The sequence below is a fragment of the Streptomyces sp. NPDC046303 genome (genome assembly GCF_055588085.1).
Window position 1 is genome coordinate 84,268 of sequence record NZ_JBVJFA010000002.1, and the last position, 20,982, is coordinate 105,249.

General features: G+C 72.8%; 16 protein-coding genes. 5 read left to right on the top strand and 11 right to left on the bottom strand.

Annotated features, from left to right (window positions below):
• Positions 1-33 precede the first annotated feature (33 nt).
• The 6 genes from ACZ6I1_RS02170 to ACZ6I1_RS02195 all read right to left on the bottom strand — a co-directional run bounded on the left by ACZ6I1_RS02170 (position 34) and on the right by ACZ6I1_RS02195 (position 6,597).
• Positions 34-1,443, bottom strand: coding sequence for an MFS transporter (locus tag ACZ6I1_RS02170; RefSeq protein ID WP_469282117.1), 1,410 nt, complete (start codon positions 1,441-1,443; stop codon positions 34-36).
• Positions 1,444-1,521: 78 nt separating this feature from the next.
• Positions 1,522-2,631: a M14 family metallopeptidase gene (locus tag ACZ6I1_RS02175; RefSeq protein WP_469282119.1), complete on the bottom strand. Its 1,110-nt coding sequence runs from the start codon at positions 2,629-2,631 to the stop codon at positions 1,522-1,524.
• An 80-nt stretch (positions 2,632-2,711) separates the two neighbouring features.
• Complete coding sequence (locus ACZ6I1_RS02180) at positions 2,712-3,479, bottom strand: hypothetical protein (RefSeq protein WP_469282121.1); 768 nt, start codon at positions 3,477-3,479, stop codon at positions 2,712-2,714.
• A gap of 13 nt (positions 3,480-3,492) precedes the next feature.
• Complete coding sequence (locus ACZ6I1_RS02185) at positions 3,493-4,221, bottom strand: hypothetical protein (RefSeq protein ID WP_469282122.1); 729 nt, start codon at positions 4,219-4,221, stop codon at positions 3,493-3,495.
• Positions 4,222-4,243: 22 nt separating this feature from the next.
• The gene (locus ACZ6I1_RS02190; RefSeq protein ID WP_469282124.1) at positions 4,244-5,332 is read right to left on the bottom strand and encodes a hypothetical protein; all 1,089 of its coding nucleotides are present in this window, start codon (positions 5,330-5,332) and stop codon (positions 4,244-4,246) included.
• A gap of 197 nt (positions 5,333-5,529) precedes the next feature.
• Complete coding sequence (locus ACZ6I1_RS02195) at positions 5,530-6,597, bottom strand: hypothetical protein (protein ID WP_469282126.1); 1,068 nt, start codon at positions 6,595-6,597, stop codon at positions 5,530-5,532.
• A 310-nt stretch (positions 6,598-6,907) separates the two neighbouring features.
• Here ACZ6I1_RS02195 and ACZ6I1_RS02200 point away from each other — a divergent pair, with 310 nt between their 5' ends.
• The 5 genes from ACZ6I1_RS02200 (at position 6,908) to ACZ6I1_RS02220 (ending at position 10,263) form a co-directional block, all read left to right on the top strand.
• Positions 6,908-7,462, top strand: a complete 555-nt coding sequence (locus tag ACZ6I1_RS02200; protein ID WP_469282128.1) for a hypothetical protein — start codon at positions 6,908-6,910, stop codon at positions 7,460-7,462.
• An 84-nt stretch (positions 7,463-7,546) separates the two neighbouring features.
• Complete coding sequence (locus tag ACZ6I1_RS02205) at positions 7,547-8,020, top strand: transposase (RefSeq protein WP_469282130.1); 474 nt, start codon at positions 7,547-7,549, stop codon at positions 8,018-8,020.
• Positions 8,021-8,119: 99 nt separating this feature from the next.
• Entirely contained in the window at positions 8,120-8,704 is a 585-nt protein-coding gene (locus ACZ6I1_RS02210; protein WP_469282132.1) for a hypothetical protein, read from the top strand.
• A gap of 130 nt (positions 8,705-8,834) precedes the next feature.
• The gene (locus tag ACZ6I1_RS02215) at positions 8,835-9,836 is read left to right on the top strand and encodes a serine/threonine-protein kinase (RefSeq protein ID WP_469282135.1); all 1,002 of its coding nucleotides are present in this window, start codon (positions 8,835-8,837) and stop codon (positions 9,834-9,836) included.
• Positions 9,837-9,870: 34 nt separating this feature from the next.
• Positions 9,871-10,263, top strand: a complete 393-nt coding sequence (locus ACZ6I1_RS02220; RefSeq protein WP_469282137.1) for a nuclear transport factor 2 family protein — start codon at positions 9,871-9,873, stop codon at positions 10,261-10,263.
• Positions 10,264-10,296: 33 nt separating this feature from the next.
• On the opposite strand, the gene ACZ6I1_RS02225 is transcribed toward ACZ6I1_RS02220, so the two are convergent.
• The 5 genes from ACZ6I1_RS02225 to ACZ6I1_RS02245 all read right to left on the bottom strand — a co-directional run bounded on the left by ACZ6I1_RS02225 (position 10,297) and on the right by ACZ6I1_RS02245 (position 20,891).
• On the bottom strand, positions 10,297-10,527 hold the full coding sequence (locus tag ACZ6I1_RS02225; RefSeq protein ID WP_469282139.1) for a response regulator transcription factor: 231 nt from the start codon (positions 10,525-10,527) through the stop codon (positions 10,297-10,299).
• A 189-nt stretch (positions 10,528-10,716) separates the two neighbouring features.
• Positions 10,717-13,128, bottom strand: a complete 2,412-nt coding sequence (locus tag ACZ6I1_RS02230) for a SpoIIE family protein phosphatase (RefSeq protein ID WP_469282141.1) — start codon at positions 13,126-13,128, stop codon at positions 10,717-10,719.
• 104 nt (positions 13,129-13,232) lie between these two features.
• Entirely contained in the window at positions 13,233-13,931 is a 699-nt protein-coding gene (locus ACZ6I1_RS02235; protein WP_469282142.1) for a 4'-phosphopantetheinyl transferase family protein, read from the bottom strand.
• 5 nt (positions 13,932-13,936) lie between these two features.
• Positions 13,937-18,559 carry a type I polyketide synthase gene (locus tag ACZ6I1_RS02240; protein ID WP_469282143.1) on the bottom strand — a complete coding sequence of 1,541 codons (4,623 nt, stop codon included), beginning with the start codon at positions 18,557-18,559 and terminating at the stop codon, positions 13,937-13,939.
• A gap of 70 nt (positions 18,560-18,629) precedes the next feature.
• Positions 18,630-20,891, bottom strand: coding sequence for an MMPL family transporter (locus ACZ6I1_RS02245; RefSeq protein ID WP_469282146.1), 2,262 nt, complete (start codon positions 20,889-20,891; stop codon positions 18,630-18,632).
• Between the last annotated feature and the right edge of the window lie 91 nt (positions 20,892-20,982).

Below are 20,982 nucleotides of genomic sequence, written 5' to 3' on the forward strand. Positions count from 1 at the left end.
CTCCTCCTGAGTAGTGCGTGGGCGCTGCCTGCCTCACCTGCCGACGGTGGCCTCCGTGCCGGTGCCGGTGCCGGTGCCGGTGCCGGTGCCGGTTCCGGTTCCGGTCCCGGTCCCGAGGCCTTCGCCGGACCCCGTGCCGCCGTCCGGCTCCGTGCGCGGAGGCTTGCGGTCGGCGGCGGGCGAGGGCCGCACGCCCAGCCAGGCGGCGCCCACCGCGAGCAGCCCCAGGGCCCCGCACCCGAGCCACAGGCCGTCTCCGAACCGGTTCCAGAACATGACGCCGAGGAACGGGCCCACCGCGGTGCCGAGTCCGTACAGCGAGTTCGACGCGCCCAGGTAGCGGCCGCGCAGTTCGGGCGGTCCGGCCTGCGCCGGATAGGCGAAGAAGAGCGTCGGATAGCCGATGATCTCGCCGAGCGACCAGACGAGGGTCGCGATCACCAGCGCGGCGATCCCCCAGGGCAGTGCGTACAGGCTCATCCCGATGCCCGTCAGGGCCACACCGGCGATCACCGCGATCCTGGCCGGCCAGCGCTGCACGACCTTGGCGACCAGCAGCTCGCAGGTGATGACGAGTGCGCCGTTCAGCGCGACCATCGCCGCGTACACGCCGGTGCCCAGGCCGAGCTGCTTGACCGTCAGCGGAAGCGTCGACACGTACTGGATGTAGATCACCGAGCTCACGAACATCGCCAGCAGGAACAGCAGGTAGCGGCCGTCCGCCAGCACCGCGAGATAGCTCGGCTTGCGGCCGCCCGCGGCCCCGGACTCCGAGGCCCGGCCGGCCTCCTTCTGCGCGGCCGCGGCAGCGGCCGCGTCCGGGCCGCGGGGCAGGGTCACCCCGGCCACGGTCGCGAAGACCAGGATGGCCACGGCCTCGCCCCAGAAGAGGAAGTCCCACGACACCTGGACCAGGGCCGCGCCCAGCAGCGGGGCCGCCGTGGTGCCGAGGTTGATGGCCAGCCGGACCATGGCGAAGATCATGACCTGGCGTTCGGCGGGGATGAGCTGGCTGATCATGCTGGTGGACGCGGGTCGGTACGCCTGGCTCAGCGCCGCGCCGACCCCGATGACCGCCAGGATCGCCGGATAGCTGTCCAGGTAGAGGACCGCGGGGAACAGCAGGGCCGAGCCCACCAGCGTCGACATGATGGTCAGCCGCGGACCGACCCGGTCGGACATCCAGCCGCCGGTCAGCACCCCCAGCACGGTCCCCGCGCCGTACACGCCGAGTGCGACGCCGGCCTGGGCGTCGGAGAACCCGCGCTGCGTCATGTACAGCACCATGAAGACCTGGATGAAGCCGCCGAGTCTGTTCACCGCCGTGCCCACGAGCAGGGACTTCACCGCGGTCGGCGACTCCCGCCAGACCGTCTTGACGCCGACATGGACGGGCTCCGGCTCCGTCTCGTTCACTGCGGAGGGGGAATCGCTGCTTGCCATGGGATTACTCTGCGGTGGGGCAGGCCGCGCCGACAGTGGCCAGACTGACGACCATCCACGATTTCCTGCCACGCGCGGTCATCCGGCGTCCCCCGGCTTCGCCTCCGCGAGACCGGCCAGGGCCTGGGCGAACACCTCGCGCGCCCGCCGGCCGATCTGCTCGCGCCACACCGGGTCCTGCGCGGGGCAGAACGCCGCGCGGATCAGCTGCTTGAGTTCGGAGCGGACCGCCTCGGCCGGCGCGAGGTGCCGGTGCAGCCAGGCGTCCGCGCACAGCGCCAGCAGCACCTCGGGACCGGGCTGCGTGCCGAACTCCAGGGTGATGGCCGTGAGCAGGCTGCCGGGGCCCAGGCCGTCGGCCACCGCGGTCGCGGTATTGCCCACGATGGGCGTGGAGGAGGAGGTGCCCAGCTCGGAGGCGGTGAGCGCGTCCCCGTACCAGCGCCGGGCGCGCTCGTGGGCGCGGGTGTCCCGGCCGCCGCGGAAGATGGGTTCGCCGACACCGCGCTCACCGAGTCCGGTGTGCAGGTCGATGTAGGCGACGTGCGCGGCGCCGGCGATCTGCTCGGCGACCACCGTCCGGAACACCCGCTGGGACCAGGTGGGCCGCAGTCCGCCGTAGAACAGGCCGTCGGGGTGCCGGTATTGGCCCCGGGTCACGGCCTCCTGCAGCATCTGCGGGCCGAGCCGGTCGCGGAGCGCGGTCAGGCCGGCCACCAGTTCGCTCGGGGAGAACGCGGGGGACTCCAGCGGCACCAGCGCCGCGTGGACGGCGTCGTACGCGTCGTTGTGCGGCGGAGCCCCGTGGTCGACGAAGTTGCGGTTGAGGTCGACATTGTCCTCGTTCACGCGCCGCAGGTACGCGAAGCCGTACGGATTGAGGGCGTGCACCAGCAGCACCCCGGTCCCCGGCCCGGCCTGCCGCGCCACCCCCTCCCGCAACAGGATGCCCGTCTGGCACGCCGAGCCGCAGAACCCCTCGATGCCGTGCGTCCCGGAGACCGTCACCAGCAGCTTCTCCGGACCGGCCGGACCCACATAGGCCGTGTCGACGTGCAGTTCACCGCCGTCCGGCCCGCGTTGCCCCGGCAGCGCGAACGTCCTCAGCCGCGCGCCCGCCGCTGCGGCGGCCTCGAGGAAGTCCGCGCGGGCCTGCGCGTAGTCGGAGGGGAAGACGACGTCTGCCATGGCTGTCTCGCGTTCCTGGAGATGCGGGTACGGAGTGGCGGGGCCGGGCCCGGGCCCGGGCCCGGGCCCGGGTCCGGGCCTCAGCCGCGCCCGGTGGGCAGCGGCACGCCCAGGGCCGCGAGGATCGAGTGCGCCCCGTCCCGGGTGGGGACGTGCAGCATGCACAGCACCCGGTCCCCGGGCGCCGCGTGCCGCTCGAAGTACGCGTTCGCCTCGGGGACGTAACTGGTGGGCCGCTCCCGGTAGAGGTCGCGCGGGCGGCCGATGCCCGGGAACACGCCCAGAGCCGCGTCGAAGGCGGCGCCCGGCGCGAGCGCCGCGGCCACCTCGGCGGCCAGCGCCGCCAGACGGTCGTCCTTGCCCGTCAGATCCGGGTACATGCCGATGTCCGGATGCCCGCTGAACGCCGACATCGCGCAGTGCACCACGGGGTTGTACGTCTTGAGCGCGATCACCTCGGGGAACGGGCGCCCGTCGGCCAGCAGCCGGGCGAAGTGGACGGACCAGCTCTTCCCGAAGACCGGCCCGTTGCGGTACTTGTCGCCCACGAACTGGATCATGACGTGCAGGCAGGAGCGCCCCGAGGGCATCTGCGCCCAGTGGGAGGTGAGCAGCGAGACGACGCGGTCGCGCTCCCGGTCCACCCCGGCCACGATGTAGTCGGCCTCGGTCAGCATGTCCCGGCGGAGCGTGAACAGCTGCCGGGCGTGCAGGCCCGGCATGGCTTCCACCAGGCCGTCCACGATCCACTTCTCGGTCTCGGTCGGCAGCTCCCGGCCGGGCGGCAGGGCGATCACCTCGACTCCCTGCCGCCCGTTCGGCCGTGCGGCCCCGTCGTTGTCCGGCACGGAAGGGCCCCGCTCAGACGTCGGCCGACGTGGGCAGCGGGATCTGGGAGCCCGTACGGCCGAGCACGGTGAGCTGGTGCAGCTCCACGAAGTAGAGCTTCCACAGCCAGTACACGTGGTTCAGGTGCTCGACGACCTTCTGCTCGTCCGCGTCCGTCGTGACGAGGGTGGACATCACCCGCCACACGAAGTCGTCGTGGTCGTCGTCGAGGTCGGTGTTGACGTGGGCGCGCGCACCCTTCACCTTCTCCTGGCCGAGGACGTTCTCCAGGTTGTCCAGCCACTCGGGCTGGGTGCGCGTGGTCACGTACTCCACGAAGTACACGCTGGTGATCAGCGCGAGCGGGCTGTCCTCGAACTCCATGCCGTACTGGAGGTAGCCGGTGAGCAGCTTGGTGGAGAGCATCGGCTCGGTGGAGTAGATCTGGTCCTTGGTGACGCCGACCTTGGCGAGGTCCGCGGCGAACAGCCGGTCGTGCAGCATCTCGTCGTCGGTGTAGTGCGCCCACGCCTTGGCCTGCACCGGGTCGACCTTGGTGAAGTACTTGATGGCCAGCGCGTCGATGGTGCGCTTGCGGCGCAGCCGCAGGATCGTCTCGATGTTGTGGCGCTTGTAGTAGTCCAGGTGCAGTTCGGCGGCACTCTTCTGGTGCTGGGCGAACGGCACCGTCTCGTAGAAGTCCTTGATGAAGGTGTCGAGGATGGCGTCGACCCGCTTGCGCAGTTCGGGGTTGATCGTCATGGGCTTGCTTCCCTCCTGGGGGTCAGTGACAGCCGCAGCTCGCGCTGGAGACGCGCTGCATCCGGCCGCGGCGCACCGCTTTGCGGGCGCCGAGCACGGCCGTTCCGTCCGATGTCAGCAGCGAGCTGCGGGGGCAGAGGAAGGCCAGGGCGAAGCGCGTGGCCGGGGTGATCCCCAGACCGAGGTTCACCACGCCGCCGCCGGCGCCGTACACCTCGTTGGGCCCGCAGTTCGCCGGAATGACCTCTGTGGTGGTGTTGATGCCGAAGCCGAGTTCCCAGATGACGCGGTACCGCGGATCCTCGGTGAGGAGCTTGTCCAGCTCGGCCGCGGCCGGCGCGGCCCCCGGGGTCTGCGGGGTGACGCCCTCGATGCTTCCGGCGGTGACGTGGAGCGTCACGGCGTGCGAGACGAGGGGGGTGAGCGCTTCGAAGAGCCGCTGCTGCTCGGGGCCGTCGGCGGGGTCCGCGTGCCGGTGCACGATCGGCCACCCGCGCAGGGTCAGGTCCCCGTGGAGACCGAGCAGCCGGGCTTCCGGCGCGAAGGTGGTGATCTCCGCGGCGGTGACGCTCACCTTGCCGGAGGGGAAGATCTGCTGATCGCCCGGCTCCAGGACGCCCGCCTGCATGTTCCACACGCAGTCGCCCACCGTGTGGTCGAAGACGGCCTCGGTGCCGGCCGCGTCGTCGACGATGGTCAGCCGGTCGCTGTCCCCGACGAGGTCGAAGAACTCCTCGGCGGTGGCCGCCTGTCCGGCGACGTCGGTCTTGGCCGCGGAGCGCAGGAAGTAGCGGACGTATTCGTCGGTGAGCGGGGTGGAGCCGGCGGGCAGCACGGCCAGTTTGCGCGCGCCCAGCTCCTGAGGCGTCGGCGAGTCGAGGAAGCGGCCGGGGCAGACGGCCAGTACGTGCGCGTCCGGCGGAACGCCCTCCTCGATCAGGGTGCCCAGGCGCGTCCCGCGGGGCAGGGTCAGATGGACCACGCGCGCGTACCCGTCACCGGGAAGCAGCGAGAGGGCCTCGCCGGCGTCCTCGCTCGTCACCAGACAGAACGTCTCGGCCGGCTCGCCGAATTGACTGAAATCACGGGTGCTGAGTTCCAGCGGTGACACGTGCGCGCTCCTTACTGAAAGACGACGAGAACCCCGTGGCGGGGCATTCGCATGCCCCGCCACGGGTCGGTACTCAGCCCAGGAGCGTGCCCAGGTAGTTGCGGTTCTTCTGCACCTTGATCTTCTTCATGACAGTCACCTCCCGCCTCCATGGATTCCTTTGTGTTCACCCCGAACGGTCCGAAGGCCGAAAGCCGCTAGTCCGCGGTGACGACCCTCTCCACCGTGGGGTGGTCCGGGTGGCCGATCAGCGCCAGTCCATTGCTCGTGAGGACGCGCGTGTCGGGCGAAATGATGTCCAGGTGGTATTGGGTGTACGGGGTGAGCCCGAGGCCGTAGTGGAGACAGCCTTCCGTGCCGCCGTACACCTCGTTCATGGCGTGGTTGCCGGGCAGGATGTCGAGGGACGTGTTCAGCGCGTGGCCGATCTCCCAGACGATCCGGTAGCGGGAGTCCACCGCGAACATCTGCTCCAGCATGTCGACGGCCGGCGCGGCTCCCGGGTCCAGCGCCTCCAGGCGCGTGATCCTGCCGTCCTCGACCTTGGCCTTGATGGCGTGGTCGCGCATCGTCCAGAGCCGGGAGTGGATGCGGGCCTGGTCGGTCCGGGAGAAGGACGGGGTGCCGTTGTGCAGGATGGGGTACCCGCGCAGCGTGATCTCGCCTTCCAGCGGCAGCTTCAGGGCCTCGTCGAACTCCCTGATCTCCACCGGCAGCACGCTGATCTCGCCGGACGGCACGATCTGCTGGTCGCCCCAGTCCAGCGGACCGGCCTGCTGGTTCCACACCAGGCCGTCGCGGAGGTGGTCGAGTACGGCGCGGGTGCCGTGCACGGGGTCGCTGTACACCAGGTGGTCGGCCTCTTCGGCGAGCTCGAAGAAGGTGTCGCAGAACGCCGCCTGCTCGGCCGACGAGGTCCGCTCCATGACGCCGAGGAAGTGCCGGATCTCCTCGAGGGTGGTCGGCGTCGAGTTGCACGCCATGCCCATGATCTTGCGCTGCCCCACCAGATCGGGATCCGGGGACGCGAAGAACCTGTGGGGTGAGACCACCAGGACGTGCGCGGGCTCCGGTATCCGCTTTTCGAGGATGTCCTCGAAACGGTCGCCCGTGCCCATCGGAATCGTGAGGCAGGCCTTGTACGCGGCGGATTCGACGATCTCGAACTGATCGACCAATTCGGGGTTCGTGACCAGGCAGAAAGTGCTTCCGGTGGCCTCGCCGAACTGGCTGAAGCGTCCGGGATCTATGGATATCCGAGTCATGGTCACTCCCTCATGGCCTGCGCCGCTTGCCCTCGCCGTGGTCATCACTCTGGCTTCCGGGAGCTGTCGGGCGCTATAGGACCAATGTCCCGGGGCGCTCCGTGCCCGGTCAGGACGCCGCGGAGCCGTCCGGGCGGGCCTTTTATCCGACGTTTAGGGACGTGTCAAGTCCCGACTTTCCGGAACATGACCGGGGTGTGGCCCCCGGGGCTTACTTGTGGTGCGGGCCTCACCGGAAACGAAACGAGGAAACCGCACCCCCCGAATTACCGGGACCTCGCAAATTCATCGGAATAGGTAGGAGAAAGTCATGAACCGCAAGATTCGAATCGCCACCCTCGTTGCCTCCGCTGCCGTCATCGGCGGCGGGATCGCCCTCCCGGCCACGGCGTCCGCGGCTCCCATGCCGAGCCACGTCGTCGCCCTCGTGGAGGACGGCGGCGCCGGAGGCAACGGCGGTAAGGGCGGCGGCGGCCTCATCGGCGGCGGCGGTGGTTCCGGTGGTGCCGGCGGCGGCAGCGTCCTGGGCACCGGTGGTAAGGGCGGCGACGGCGGCGCCGGAGGGGACGGGGTCCTCGTCGGCGGTGGCGGCGGCGGTGGCGGCGGCGGCGGTGAAGGCCGCATCGGTGGCGCCGGAGGCAACGGCGGCAAGGGCGGCTCCGGAATCTTCGAAGGCGGCGAGGGCGGCGGCGGCGGTGGCGGCGGCGACGGCTGGCTGGTCGGCGGCAAGGGCGGCAACGGCGGCGACGGCGGCTTCAGCATCTTCAAGGGCGGCAAGGGCGGCAACGCCGGAGACGGCGGCTTCGGCGGCCTGATCGGCGGCCTCGGCGGCAACGGCGGAAAGGGCGGTGGCTCCCTGTTCTGACCGGCACACCCCGCCCCACGGGGGAGGCCTCCGGGCCTCCCCCCACCCCCCAACCCCTTCTTGACCACACCAACGGAGACCCCCATGTTCACGATTTCCTGGCAGCGTCCGCTCGTCCTGGCCGCGACCTCGTTCGCCCTGGTGACCGGTACGGCCTGCGCCGCGCAGGCGTCGGTGCACGACGCTCCGGCAGGCATCAGCACGGCGGCCGTGTCCGCCGACCTGCCCTCCCACTGCATCGAGGGCGGCAAGGGTGGCGAAGGCGGGAAGGGCGGCGAGGGCGGCAAGGGCGGGCAGCCCGGCCAGCCGGGTGAACCCGGCAAGCCCGGCCGGGTGGGCTGCCTCCTGCAGTTCGGCGACCTGCCCGACAAGGAGAAGTCGGAGCTGACGGTGGTGGACAAGGTCCGCATCGTGCTGACTCTGCTGGCCGACGACTCGGACGAGACCAAGGAGAAGATCGCCAAGAAGTACGACATCTCGCAGGAGCAGCTCGACACCTGGAAGCGGCAGTACGTCGACGGCGACTGGTTCGCCCTGATGGGAAGCGGCCTCACCTGAGGCAACGGGCCGGCGGATGAACCGCCGGTGAGGCACCGGGCCGGCGGGTCGACCGCCGGTCCCTTCCGATCAACCGATTTCTTGGCAAGGGAGAATCTCATGCGCACGCGACGTTCTTGGAAGTTCCGTCTCGGTCTCGTCGTTTCGACGACTCTGCTCGGCGCCGGTGCGATGGCCCCCGTCGCCACGGCGGCGCCGGCACCGTCGGTCCAGGCGGTCGAAACCCTCGGCAGCCAGCAGAACGGTCTCGCCTACGGCGGGGACGACCGGCAGGGCGGGAGCCGCTTCGGCGGGGGCTCGGCCTTCGGCGGCGTCAAGGTGGGCAACGGCAGCGTGCGCGTCGGTGACAAGGTGTGCGCGGGCAACTGCACCGGGTCGGTCAACGGCACGAACGGCGGCAACGGCGGGGTCTGCGCCGGCCTCTGCAACGGCAGCGCCAACGGCGGCAACGGCGCCAACGGACGTCCGGGCGGGGGCAACGGCCAGAACGGCGGCCACGGCGGCGTCTGCGCCGGGGTCTGCCACGGCAGCGTCAACGGGGGCAACGGCGGCAACGGCGGGGCGGCGCCGGCCGGCGGCGACGGCGGCGCCGGGGGCTGGGGCGGCAACGGCGGCATCTGCGTCGGCGTCGGCTGCCAGACCAGCGGCCAGGGCGGCCGTGGCGGCGACGGCGGCGAGGGGTGATCCCGACCGGCCCGAGCAGCCCCCGCTGCCCGTCACCCGCCCTCGCGGCGGGTGACGGGCAGCACGCGTGTGGATCACTCGATAGACTTCTCTGTACGGCTGGTCACGGACGATCGAGGACGGGGTCGGCATGACGGCACCGAACCTGAGCAGCTACGCGGGCCGGCCCTCCGCCCTGATCGGCAAGCAGATCGCGGGCTACCGGGTCGAGCGGATGCTCGGCCGCGGCGGCATGGCCGTCGTCTACTGCGCCAAGGACCTGCGCCTGGACCGTACGGTCGCGCTCAAGCTGATCGCCCCCGAGCGGGCCCGCGACGAAACCTTCCGGCGCCGCTTCACCCACGAATCGCGGGTGGCCGCGTCGATCGACCACCCGCACATCGTGCCCATCTTCGAAGCCGGTGAGACCGAAGGCGTCCTGTACATCGCCATGCGGTACGTCTCCGGGCTGGACCTGCGCGCCCTGCTGGACCAGGAGGGCCCGCTGCCCGTCGCGACCGCCCTGCGCATCGCCGCCCAGGTGGCCTCCGCCCTGGACGCGGCCCACGAGCACGACCTGGTGCACCGGGACGTCAAGCCCGCCAACATCCTGGTCGCCGCCGGAACCGACAGCGAGCACCCCGAGCACATCTACCTCACCGATTTCGGCCTCACGAAGAAGGCGCTCGCGATCACCGGGTTCACCACCACCGGCGAGTTCGTCGGCACCCTCGACTACATGGCGCCGGAACAGATCTCCGGCCGGCCGGTCGACGGCAGGTGCGACCTCTACAGCCTCGCCTGCGTCGTCTACGAATCCCTCGCGGGCGGCCCGCCCTTCGAGCGCGACGACGCCGCGGCCCTGCTGTGGGCGCACCAATACGACCAGCCCCCTCTCCTGACGGAGAGGAGGCCGGATGTCGCACGTGCTGCCGACGAGGTGCTGGCGAAGGCACTGGCGAAGGTCCCCGAGGACCGCTACGGCTCGTGCCTGGAATTCGTGGCGGCCCTGCGCGCCGCCACCGGGAACGGGGCCGGCCATCGGGCCGGCCCGTCCTCCCCGGTGGACGCCCCGCACCCCGGGACCGTGGGCGTCCCCCTCGCCCCGCCGGAGCCCCCGGCCTGGGCCAGGCCGGTCTTCGGAAACCTCTAGAACCCCCGTACCGCGCCGATCAGAGGAGGCTGCGATGGCCGATCACCCGAACATCGAGGTGTTCCACCGGACCCTGGAGGCGTTTTCGGCCGGCGACATGGAGGCGCTGGCGGAGGTGTTCCACCCGGACGTGGTGTGGCATCTGGGCGGCCACGGGCCGCTGGCCGGCGACTACCGGGGCCGCGACGCCGCCTTCGCCATGTTCCGGCGGGAATTCGAGCTGACCGGCGGCACGTACCGCCCCCAGCTCCACGACGTGCTCGCCAACGACGAGCACACGGTCGCCCTGCTGCACGTCACGGCCTCGCGCGAGGGCAAAGAGCTGGACATGAACGAGACGATCGTCTTCCACATCCGGGACGGCCGGATCACGGAAGCCTGGGGGCTGTGGTCCGACCAGAAGGCCTACGACGCGTTCTGGTCGTAGGCCTTCTGGTCGCACCCCTGAGGACCGGTCCGCTCAGAGGCCCATGGAGATCGCCAGCCGGGTCATTTCCGCCGTCGTGTTGATGCCCAGCTTGGCGCGGATGCGGCGGAGGTAGGCGTCGACCGTGTGCTTGGAGAGCCCCATGTTGCGGGCCGCCTGCAGGTAGGTGCAGCCTGCGGCGATGTGGCGCAGTGCTTCCTGCTCGCGGGGGGCCAGCGCGGTGGCGGGGGCTTCGGTGTGCGGCGCGACGAGGGTGAGGCTCATGATTTCCTCCGACGGATCGGCTCGGTCATCACTGCTCACGCCCTCGGAAGCAGGGGACTTATTGGCGAATGTCGCCGTTTGTCCCTGATAAAGAGATTCCTCTCCCTACTTCATGACGCTGTCCGCCGACTGTCACAGGCGTGTCACAGGGGACGCCACACGCCCGCACGCCCCGCGAAAACCCGCCCCTCAGAGCCCCACGAGCGACTGCTCGGCCCAGATGGTCTTGCCGATCGGGGCGTGCCGGGTGCCCCAGCGCTGGGCGAGCTGGGCGACCAGCAGCAGGCCCCGCCCGCCCTCGTCGAAGGTCCGGGCACGCCGCAGGTGCGGGGCCGTGTTGCTGGAGTCGGAGACCTCGCAGATCAGCGTGCTGTTCTCGTGGATCAGCCGCAGCTGGATGGGCGGCTGGCCGTAGCGGATGGCATTGGTGACGAGTTCGCTGACCACCAGCTCGGTGACGAAGGCGGCCTCGTCGAGCCCCCAGGCCGTCAGCTGCTCGGTGGTGTGGCGGCGGGCGCTGGCGACGACGGAGGGATCGGGGGGCAGGTCCCAGACGACGACCCGGTCGGAATGCAGGGCCCGGGTCCGCGCCACGAGCAGGGCGACGTCGTCATCGGGAGGGTGCGTCAGCATGGCCGTCAGCACCCGGTCGCACACCGTGTCCAGCGTGGACGCCGGGCGGGAGAGCGCCGCGAACATGTTGTCCAGGGCCTCGTCGAGGTCGTATTCGCGGGCTTGCAGCAGACCGTCGGTGTACAGGGCGAGGACGCTGCCCTCGGGAAGCTCCACCTCGAGGGGCTCGAAGGGCAGGCCGCCGAGGCCCAGCGGCGGGCCGGCGGGCACGTCGAGGAGGTACACCGAGCCCTCCGGGGACACCACCACGGGCGGCGGGTGGCCGGCCCGCGCGACCGTGCAGTGCCGGGTGACCGGGTCGTAGACCACGTACAGGCAGGTGGTGCCGATGCCCCCGGCGGACTCCCCGGCGGCGTCCCGGTCGGCCTCGTCGGCGGCCAGGTGGATGATCAGGTCGTCGAGGTGGGTGAGCAGCTCGTCCGGCGGCAGGTCCACATCGGCCAGCGTCCGTACCGCGGTGCGCAGCCGGCCCATGGTGGCGGCGGCGCGCATGCCGTGGCCGACGACGTCCCCCACGACCAGGGCCACCCGCGCGCCGGACAGCGGGATCACGTCGAACCAGTCGCCGCCCACCCCCGCATCGGTACCGGCGGGCAGGTAGCGGGAGGCGATCTCGAGCGCCGCGTGGGCGGGCAGCGTCCGCGGCAGCAGGCTGCGCTGCAGCGTCATCGTGCTCGTGTGCTCCCGGGTGAACCGGCGCGCCTTGCGGATGCCGAGGGCGGCCCGCGTCGCCAGCTCCTGGGCCAGCCACAGGTCCTCCGGCGGGAAGGGCTCGCGGCGCTGGTGACGGCCGAAGAGGGCCAGACCGAGCGCGGCGCCGCCGGCCCGCAGCGGCACCACCATCATCGAGTGGGTTCCGTACTCGCCGATCCAGGCGGCCCCGGGGTCCTCGGCCATCCACCGGGCGACGGCGGGATCGCTCGTCGCGTACACGGCTCCGCGGCCCGCGGCCAGACACTCGACAGGAGGGGACAGCGCCGGATAGACGGTCGTCCCGCCGACCGCGGCCTGGGACGCCGGGCTCCCGCCCAGCACCGACCGCGCGGCGGTACGGGACACGGTGACCGGGCCCGCCACCGGACCCGTGGACGGCTCATCGCCGCGCGGGGGAGGCTCCAGCAGGTCGACGACCGCGAAGTCGGCGAACCGGGGAACGGCCGCGTCGGCCAGCTCCTGCGCGGTGCGGGAGACGTCCATGGTGGTGCCGATGCGGGCTCCCGCGTCGTCCGGCAGGAGCATCAGCTGGCGGTCACCCTCGATCCCGGTCCTGTCGTGCGCCGCCAGGCACACTCCGTGCACCCGGCCGTCCGCGTCCCGCAGCGGGGCCAGCGAGGTCGCCCAGCCGTGCTCCGTACTCGCACCCGTGGGACGCACGAAGGCCTCCACGTACTCGGCCTCACCGGTCTCCAGCACCGAGCGCATCTTGCGCTCCGTCTCGTCGCTCACGGGATCCGGCGCGATCTCCGGCAGGCGCAGCCCGCGCATCTCGGCCTCCGTGAGGGACAGCGTGCGCTCCATGCCGGCGTTCGCCCGCACCAGCCGCAGGTCCGCGTCGAAGACCGCCAGGAAGCAGGGGGACTGGCTGAACGCCCACTCCTCCAGCGGTTCGCCCCAGGCCGTGGGGGGTTCGCCCGGCACGGCGGAGACCACGAACCACTTGGCCGCCCCGCCGGTGGACGTCCAGCGGTGCGCGAGCAGTCCCAGCTCCAGCCGCCGGCCGTCCCGGTGCCGCAGCGCCACGGTGCCGCTCCACCGGTCCTGCCCGGGCGGGATCCGCCGAGCCGGATCGCCGGGGTCGCCGGGCTCGGCGGCGTAGTCGGCGAGCAGGCGGACAGCGGGCACGCCCAGGACCTCCGAGGGCGCGTAGCCGAGCAGCCGGCCGGCTTCCTCGCTCCACTCGGTCACGACGCCCTGCTCGCTGAGGGTGGCTGTGGCCGTGTAGGCCGGCTCATGGGAGGCGTCGCTCATCTCACCCTCGCTAGTTCCTGCCGCGGCTTCACGGCAACCTGCACGGCCAGGGGCTCCACTGACAAGCATGATCCGGCCGGGCGAGGAGCACCAACGCAGTGCCGTCAGGGCGGCGCGGCCCGGTGCGCGAGGACCAGGGCGAGGACCGCGTCGCCCGCCTGCCACACCATCGCGCGGCGCGGTCCGCCGAGTACGGGCGGCCGCAGGCCCAGGATCACGACGCGGCGCGGAGCGGCGCCGAAAACCCCGCTCCGGTCGGCCTTGACCGCGGCCTCCTTCAGCGCCCAGGCGCCGGCCAGGGCATCGGCCCGGTCCGTACCGATGAGGGAGAGCTCCCCGGGCGAGAAGGCGTGGTCCGCGACCCGCCGTACCGTGTCGGCCGAGGCGGTCTCGCACAGGTCCACCCCGAGCGGTTCCGGTCCCAGGGCCGCGGCGACGTGGTGGGCGGTGTGGCTGATCGAGACGTGCGGGGCGGGCATCGGGCTGCCGCCCACGACGGCGCGGGGACTGCCGTCGTCCCGCGGGAGGATCTCCACCTCGTGCGCGGGCACGGCGAGGAGTGCGCAGACCAGGCGCTTGGCGAGCAGCCGGCCGGCCAGCCACTCGGCCTGCCGCCAGGCCGGCAGCGCCCGGACCACGCGCCGCTCGGCCGGTGAGAGCGGCGGTGCCTGGCGGAGGCCGGCGCGCCGGGCCACGACGAGGCGGGCTCCGCCCCACCGGTGGATGTGTCCCGGCGCGATCGGCTGGAAGGCGGTGTCCGCTCCGCGCGCGGGGTGCGCGGTGTGCACGGCGACGGATGCCATGCCGATCACGCGGCCGCGGGGACCGGGTCCAGGCGCCGCAGCTCGCGCTGCAACGCGGCCACGGTGTACCGGATCTGGTCGGGTGTGTGGTCACAGGTGAGGAAGAAGCGCAGCCGGGCCAGCTCCTCGGGCACCGCCGGGTAGAGGATCGGATTGACGCTGACGCCCTGCTCGAACAGGGCCTCGGCGAGGCGCAGCGTCTTCAGCGAGTCCCCGACGATGCACGGGACGATCGCGGTTTCGTGGCTGTCCCCGGTGTCGATGCCCGCTTCCCGCGCGAGGCGGACGAACAGCGCCGCGTTCTCCGCGAGACGGGCCGGCCGCTCCGGCTCGGCACGCAGCACGCGCACGGCCGTCAGGGAGGCGGCGGCGTCGGCCGGGGTCATACCGGCGCTGAAGACGAAGCCCGGCACGGTGTAGCGCAGGTACTCGACGACCGAGCGGCTCCCGGCCACGTAGCCACCGCAGGACGCGAGGGCCTTGGACAGCGTGCCCGACCACAGCTCCACCGCGGAGCGGTCGATGCCGAAGTGCTCGCCGATGCCGCGGCCCGTCGCACCGATCGTGCCGATGCTGTGCGCCTCGTCGATCATCAGCAGCGCGCCGTGCCGGCGCTTGACCTCGACGAGGGCGGGCAGGTCGGCGATGTCCCCGTCCATGCTGTAGACGCCTTCGATGACGATGAGCACCCGCCGGTACTGGTGGCGGACCTGCGTGAGGATGGCGTCGAGGGCGGCCGCGTCGTTGTGGGGGAACGGCCGCCGGGTCGCGCCGGACAGCTTGCATCCCTGGAGGATGCTGTCGTGGGCGAGGGAGTCGTGGACGACCAGGTCCCCGGGCCCGACCAGGTGCCCGATCACGGTCACGTTGGTGGCATGCCCGTTCGCCAGGGTGATCGCGGCTTCGCATCCGAGCAGGCCGGCGAGCTCCGCGTCGAGTTCCAGGTGGAGCGGACGGCTCCCGGACAGCAGCCGGCTGGCGGACACCGAGGTCCCGTAGCGCTCGATCGCCTCCTTGGCCGCCTCGTTCACCCGGGGGTGCGTCGCCATGCCCAGGTAGTTGTAGCCGGAGAAGGACAGCAGCTCCCGGCCGTCGATCACGGTCGTGTCCGTCATACCGCCCTCGTGCACGAGGAAGTACGGGTTCGGCAGCCCCAGCCCGGAGAGGGAGGCGAGGCGCTCCCGATGGGCGGTGACCTCCGGGAAGCATTCGATCCGCGTGTGCTCCTCGGGAACCGGAGCGGTGACGGGGGCGGCCGGCTCCGAGGCGGCGGGCTCCGAGGCGGCCGGGACCACGTCTTCGCGCAGGGTGCGCTGCGCGGGGACGGCCGCCGGCCGGGCGTCCGCGGAGCGGCCCGCGATCATCGCGGCGATCCGGCCGGCGGTCGGCCGGTCTGCGGCCGATGCGTCGAACGACCACGCCGGCCACTGCCGCTTGAGGGAGGTGAACAGGTCCGTCAGCATCAGCGAGTCAAAGCCGAGCTCGTCGATCAGCAGCTGGTCCTCGCGCAGATGACCCACCGGGAACGCGCTGATCCGGGCCACGTGCGCCAGTACGGCCCGGGTGACCTCGTCGACCTCCGCGGTCGGCGACGGCTCCTCGGCGGCCGGCGCGGGGGCGGGTGCGGGCGCAGGGGCGGCCGCAGCGCCCGGGAGCGCCTCGGTGAGGCGGGTCAGCAGCGACACCTGCTGCCGGGCCAGCTCGAGCAGTGCGTCCACCGGGTCGTTCGCCGAGTCGTTCTCCGGGTGGTGCACGGGGCACTCCTCGGGGGTCTCCTCGGGCAGTACGGGCAGGGGCATGGGCGGCACGGAGGCGCGGCGCCGGTCGGACACCCAGTACGACTGGGTCTCGAGCTTCGCGACCGGCAGGTCCAGCAGGCGGCGGTCCTCGAGGGGAACCAGGGCGCGCGGGTCGACCGGCGCGCCCAGCACCGCGAGCCGGGCGAGGGCCAGTACGAGGTCCCGTCCGTCGTCCGGAGCCGGGCCGGTGGCGGGGACCACGTGGACGTCGCCGTGGCCGGTGAGGTCGCGGCGGACCGAGGTGAGGAGCGAGCTGCCGCCGGTCACCTGGACGAACACACGGGCCCCCTGCTCGTAGGCGGTGCGCACGGCATCGCCGAACCGGACCGGCGAGGACGCGTGCCGGGCCCACAGCTCGCGCAGCCCCTCGGGGCCGGTGCAGACCGCCGCGTCCACCGACGAGACGAACGGCAGGACGGGAGCGCTGATCGGGTGGCCGGCGAGGTCCTCGCGCATCGTCTCGTCGGCCCCGGCCAGCAGCGGCGAGTGGAAGGGATGGGAGACGTCGAGCGCCGCGGTGACGATCCCCGCGTCGGCGCAGGCCCGCCGCACCGCGTCGAGCCCGCCCGCCGTGCCGCTGACCACGATCTGCCGCTCCTGGTTGAAGCAGGCCGGCCAGACGTCGTCGATGCCGTCGAGGAGCCGGTGGCAGGTCTCCTTGTCGCTCTGCACGGCGAGCATCCCGCCCTCCAGGCCCGCCCCGGCCCGCCGCAGGGTGGCCCCCCGGCGGACCAGCAGCCGGACGGTGTCCTCGTCGGTGAGCGCTCCGGCCGCCGCGGCCGCCGCGAACTCCCCGACGCTGTGGCCGAGCGTGAGGTCGGGGGTGACGCCGCAGTCCGCGAGCAGGCGGGCGGCCGCGATCTGGACGGTGCCGAGCAGCGGCTGGCAGACGTCGGTGGCGGCGAGCCGCCGCCCGAGCTCCTCGGCACCGCCGTGGCCGGCCGCCGCCTCCCCGTACAGCAGGTCGGTGGGATCGGAGCCGCTGTCCGTCCGGGCCACCGCGCCGAGGGCGTCGACGGCGGCCCGGAAACCGGGGAACCGCTCGTAGAGGTCCCGCATCATGCCCGGCCGCTGACTGCCCTGACCGGGGAACAGGAAGGCGACGCGGCGCTGCTCGGCCGGCAGGGGGGCGCCGGCGGCGAAGGCGCCGTCACCCAGGTCGCCCCCGGTGCCGTCACCCGGGTCGCCGCCGGCCCCGTCGGCGAGCTGCCGGCGCGCGCGGCGCAGCCGCTGGATGAACTCCTCCGTGTCGGAGGCGACGATCGCGAGCCGTGCCGTCAGCGGCCGGCGCGCGCCCAGCGTGTGCGCCACCGCCGCGAGCGGTACGCGGGGCGTGCGGTCCAGGGTGTCGAGCACCTCGCCGATGTGCCGGTCCAGCAGTTCGCGGTTGCCGGCCGAGAGCAGGACGAGGTGCGGTCCGGCGGCTTCGGGGCGTACCGGGAGGCGGCGCAGGGCCGGGCCGGGCTGTTCCTCCAGCACCACGTGGACGTTGGTGCCGCCGAATCCGAACGAGCTGACGGCGGCGCGCCGCGGCCCGCCGGTGCCCGGCCAGGGCCGCGCCTCCTCGGCGATGCGCAGCCCCGCGGCGGAGATGCCCAGGTCCGGGTGGGGGGTGGTCTGCGGCTGCGGCACGATCGTGCCGTGATGCACGACCAGGGCCGTTTTGATCAGGCCCGCGATGCCCGCGGCGGACAGGGAGTGACCGATCAGGGCCTTGCCCGCGGCGAGGTAGCACAGGGCGGGGTCGTCGTCGGGGAACTCGGTGCGCAGCCGGCGCAGCGCCTCGATCTCGGCGCGGTCGCCGACCGCGGTCCCGGTGCCGTGCGCCTCGATGAAGCCCACGGACGAGGGGGCCACGCCCGCGTCGTCGTAGGCCCGGAGCATGGCGCGCAGCTGGCCTTCGGCGGTGGGGACGAGCGGTCCGGGAGACGCGCCGTCGTTGGCCGAGCCGATGCCCTTGATCACCGCGTAGATCCTGTCGCCGTCGGCGAGCGCGTCGGCCAGCGGCCGGATGACGACGGCGCCGCAGCCCTCGCCGAGCACGAAGCCGTCGGCCTCCTCGTCGAAGGGGCGGCACACCCCGGTGGCGGACAGGGCGCGGAGCCGGGAGAAGCCGACCAGGCTGTCGGGCGTGAGGTTGAGGTACACGCCGCCGACGACGGCGATCCGGCAGCTGCCCTGGCGCAGGTGGGCCACCGCCTGGTCGAGGGCGACCAGCGAGCCGGAGCAGGCGGCGTCCACGGCGAAGCTCGGGCCGCCGAGGTCGAACTGCCGGCTCACGGTGCCGGCCGCCATGTTGAGCAGGCTCCCGGGCAGGGTGTAGCTCTGGATGGTGCCGAGCTGCGCCGCCTGCGCCCTGATGGCTTCCGGACCGCCCCGGTCGTCGGCGGCGAGGGACTCCTCGGCCAGGGTGATGGCCCGGATCGGGGCCGCCATCAGGTCCTTGTAGTCGGACACCGACAGCCCGAGGAAGACCCCCGTGTTCTCCCGGTCGAAGTCGCCGCGGCCCATCCCCGCGTCCTCGAGGGCCTCACGGGCGACATCGAGCATCAGCCGGTGCTGCGGGTCCATGGCCCGGGCGCGGGCGGGCGGTATCCCGTAGTGCAGGGCGGCGAACCGGTCCACGCCGTCCAGGAAGGCGACCTGGTCGGTGTACGCGGCATTGGCGGCCGACCGGTTCCCGGGCTCGTGGAAGGTCTCGTGGTTCCAGCGCTCCCGGGGAACGGCGGAGAACTGCCGCTCCCCGCTCTTCAGCAGCTCCCAGTAGGCGTGGATGTCGGGGGCTCCGGGGAAGCGGCAGCCGAGTCCGGTGATGGCGATGTCAGACATGAGGGGTCTTCCTTGTCGGGTGGGTGGTACGGGGGTGCGGGAGTGTGCGGGGGTGTGGGCGTTCTGGTGGTCAGCGGCGCGCGGGAGCGCGGGCGGGCGCGTGGGCGCAGAGGCCGGTGCGTACCGGGGCCGTGCGCCGCGGCGCCGGGGGGCACCGCCCGGAGGTGCCGGGGGGCGGGCGCGGCGTCGGGCGCGGCTCCTTGCGCCGCAGCGGCCGCGGCGCCCACCAGTTCAGGTCGCCCGCCAGCCGCATGAGCGCCGGTACGAGGACGCCCCGCACGAGCGTGGCGTCGAGCAGTACGCCGAGACCCGCGCCGATCCCGAAGAACTGCAGGAGCGACACCTGGGAGGTGCCGAAGCTCAGCAGGGTGAACGCGAGCAGTGCGCCGGCGGTCGTGACGATGCCGCCCGTGTGGGCGATGCCCGAGACGATCGAGGCGGAGTTGTCCTGCCCGGCGTCGTGCGCCTCCTTGATGCGGGCGAGGACGAACACCTCGTAGTCCACCGAGAGCCCGAACACGATGCAGAACAGCAGCACCGGCATGGTGGTGCTGAGCGGTCCGGGCGTGAAGTCGAGCAGCTGGTGCAGATGGCCGGACTGGAAGATCCACACCATCGCGCCGAGGACGGCGGCGAGGCTCAGCGCGTTCAGCGCGATGGCCTTCAGCGGCAGCAGCAGGCTGCGCGTGAAGCCGAACAGCAGCAGGAACGTGGTCACGGTGATCACGGACAGCGCCAGCGGAAGCCGGTCCCGCACCGTCGCCTTCGCATCGACCAGGACCGCGCTCGGCCCGCCCACCAGGACGTCCGTGCCGGCCGGGGCGGGGACCCCGCGGATGTCGTGCACGAGCTGCTGGGCAGCGCGCGACTGGGGGTCGACCAGCGGTACCACGGAGAGCCGGGCCGGTCCGCCGCCGACCGGCTCCACGACGCCCGAGACCTGCGCGGACCGGGCGACCTGCGGGAGCGCGGACAGCCGCCGGGCGTACTCCGCCCGCTCCGCGGGGGACGCCGTACCCGTCATGACGACCGTGAGGGCGCTGGAACCCTTCATGTCGAACGCGCTGCGCACCAGGTCCCCGGTCTGCCGGCTGGACGCGCTGACCGGCAGCGCCCGGTCGTCGGGCGTGGCGAAACCGGCGTGCGCGAACGGCCCCGAGAGCACCACCAGCAGGCCGACCACCGGCAGCGCCGCGATGAGCGGGCGGCGTACGACGATCCGCGCCAGCCCCTCCCAGAAGCGGGACCGCGAACCGCTCCGGGCCCGGCGGCGCCACGGCACGGACCAGGCGTTCACCCGCGGTCCGAGCAGCGCGAGCAGGGCCGGCAGCACGGTCACGGCGCTCACCGCCGCGATCGCCACCACGGCGATGCCCGCGTAGGCGAAGGAGCGCAGGAAGTACGGCGGGAAGACCAGCAGCGTCGCGAGCGCGGCGGAGACCGTCGCGGCACTGAAACCGATCGTGTGGCCCGCGGTGCGCACCGTCCGGATGGCCGCGTTCCGCGGCCGGTACCCGGCGGCGAGCTCCTCACGGAAGCGCGAGACGATCAGCAGTCCGTAGTCGATGCCCAGCCCCAGCCCGAGGGCCGTGGTCAGGTTGAGCGCGAACACGGACACGTCGGTGACGGCGCCGAGAACGCTCAGGACCAGCAGCGTCCCGGCGATGGACAGGACCCCGATCAGCAGGGGCAGCGCAGCGGCCACCACACTGCCGAACACCAGGACCAGCAGGATCAGCGTGCCCGGCAGGACGACGGACTCGGCCCGCTTCAGGTCCGACTCCGCGATGTCCTGGAGCTCGGCGTCGACGAGCGCCGGACCGCCGACCCGGACCGTCAGGGCCGTCCCGCCCGTCCCGCCCGTCCCGGCCTTCCCTCCCGCGGCCGGGGTGCCCAGCTCGTCGCGCAGCCGCTCGACCCGCTCTGCGAGCTGTTCCCCCGCGCCGTCCACGTGCGCGACCACCATGGCCGCCTGGCCGTCCCGGCTGCGCAGCTCCGCCGCGCCGCCGGTCCAGTACGAGGTGACGCCACTCACGTGCGGTGCGGCGGCGAGGCGCCTGGTCAGCGCCTCGCCCTCGCTCCGGGCCGCGGGGTCGTCCACGTAGCCGCCGCGGGACTGCGCGACGAGGACCAGGTTGGGGGACGCCCCCAGGTGCTCGGCCGCCACCCGGGCCGCGCGGCTGGACTCGGAGCGCGGATCGTCGTACCCCTGCGTCTTCAGCCGGCCGGTCGCCTCCGCTCCGAACACCGCGGACAGCACGAGGAACACGAGGGCGGCCAGCAGGACGAGCCGGGGGCGACGGGTCACGAAGACCCCTGCGCGACGGTTCATCGAGCCCTCCGTTCCGGGTGGCGGGACGTTCCCGCTCTTGTGCGGGACGATCGGCTTCCACCGTGCCCGGGGGAGGAGCCGGGCCGTAGCC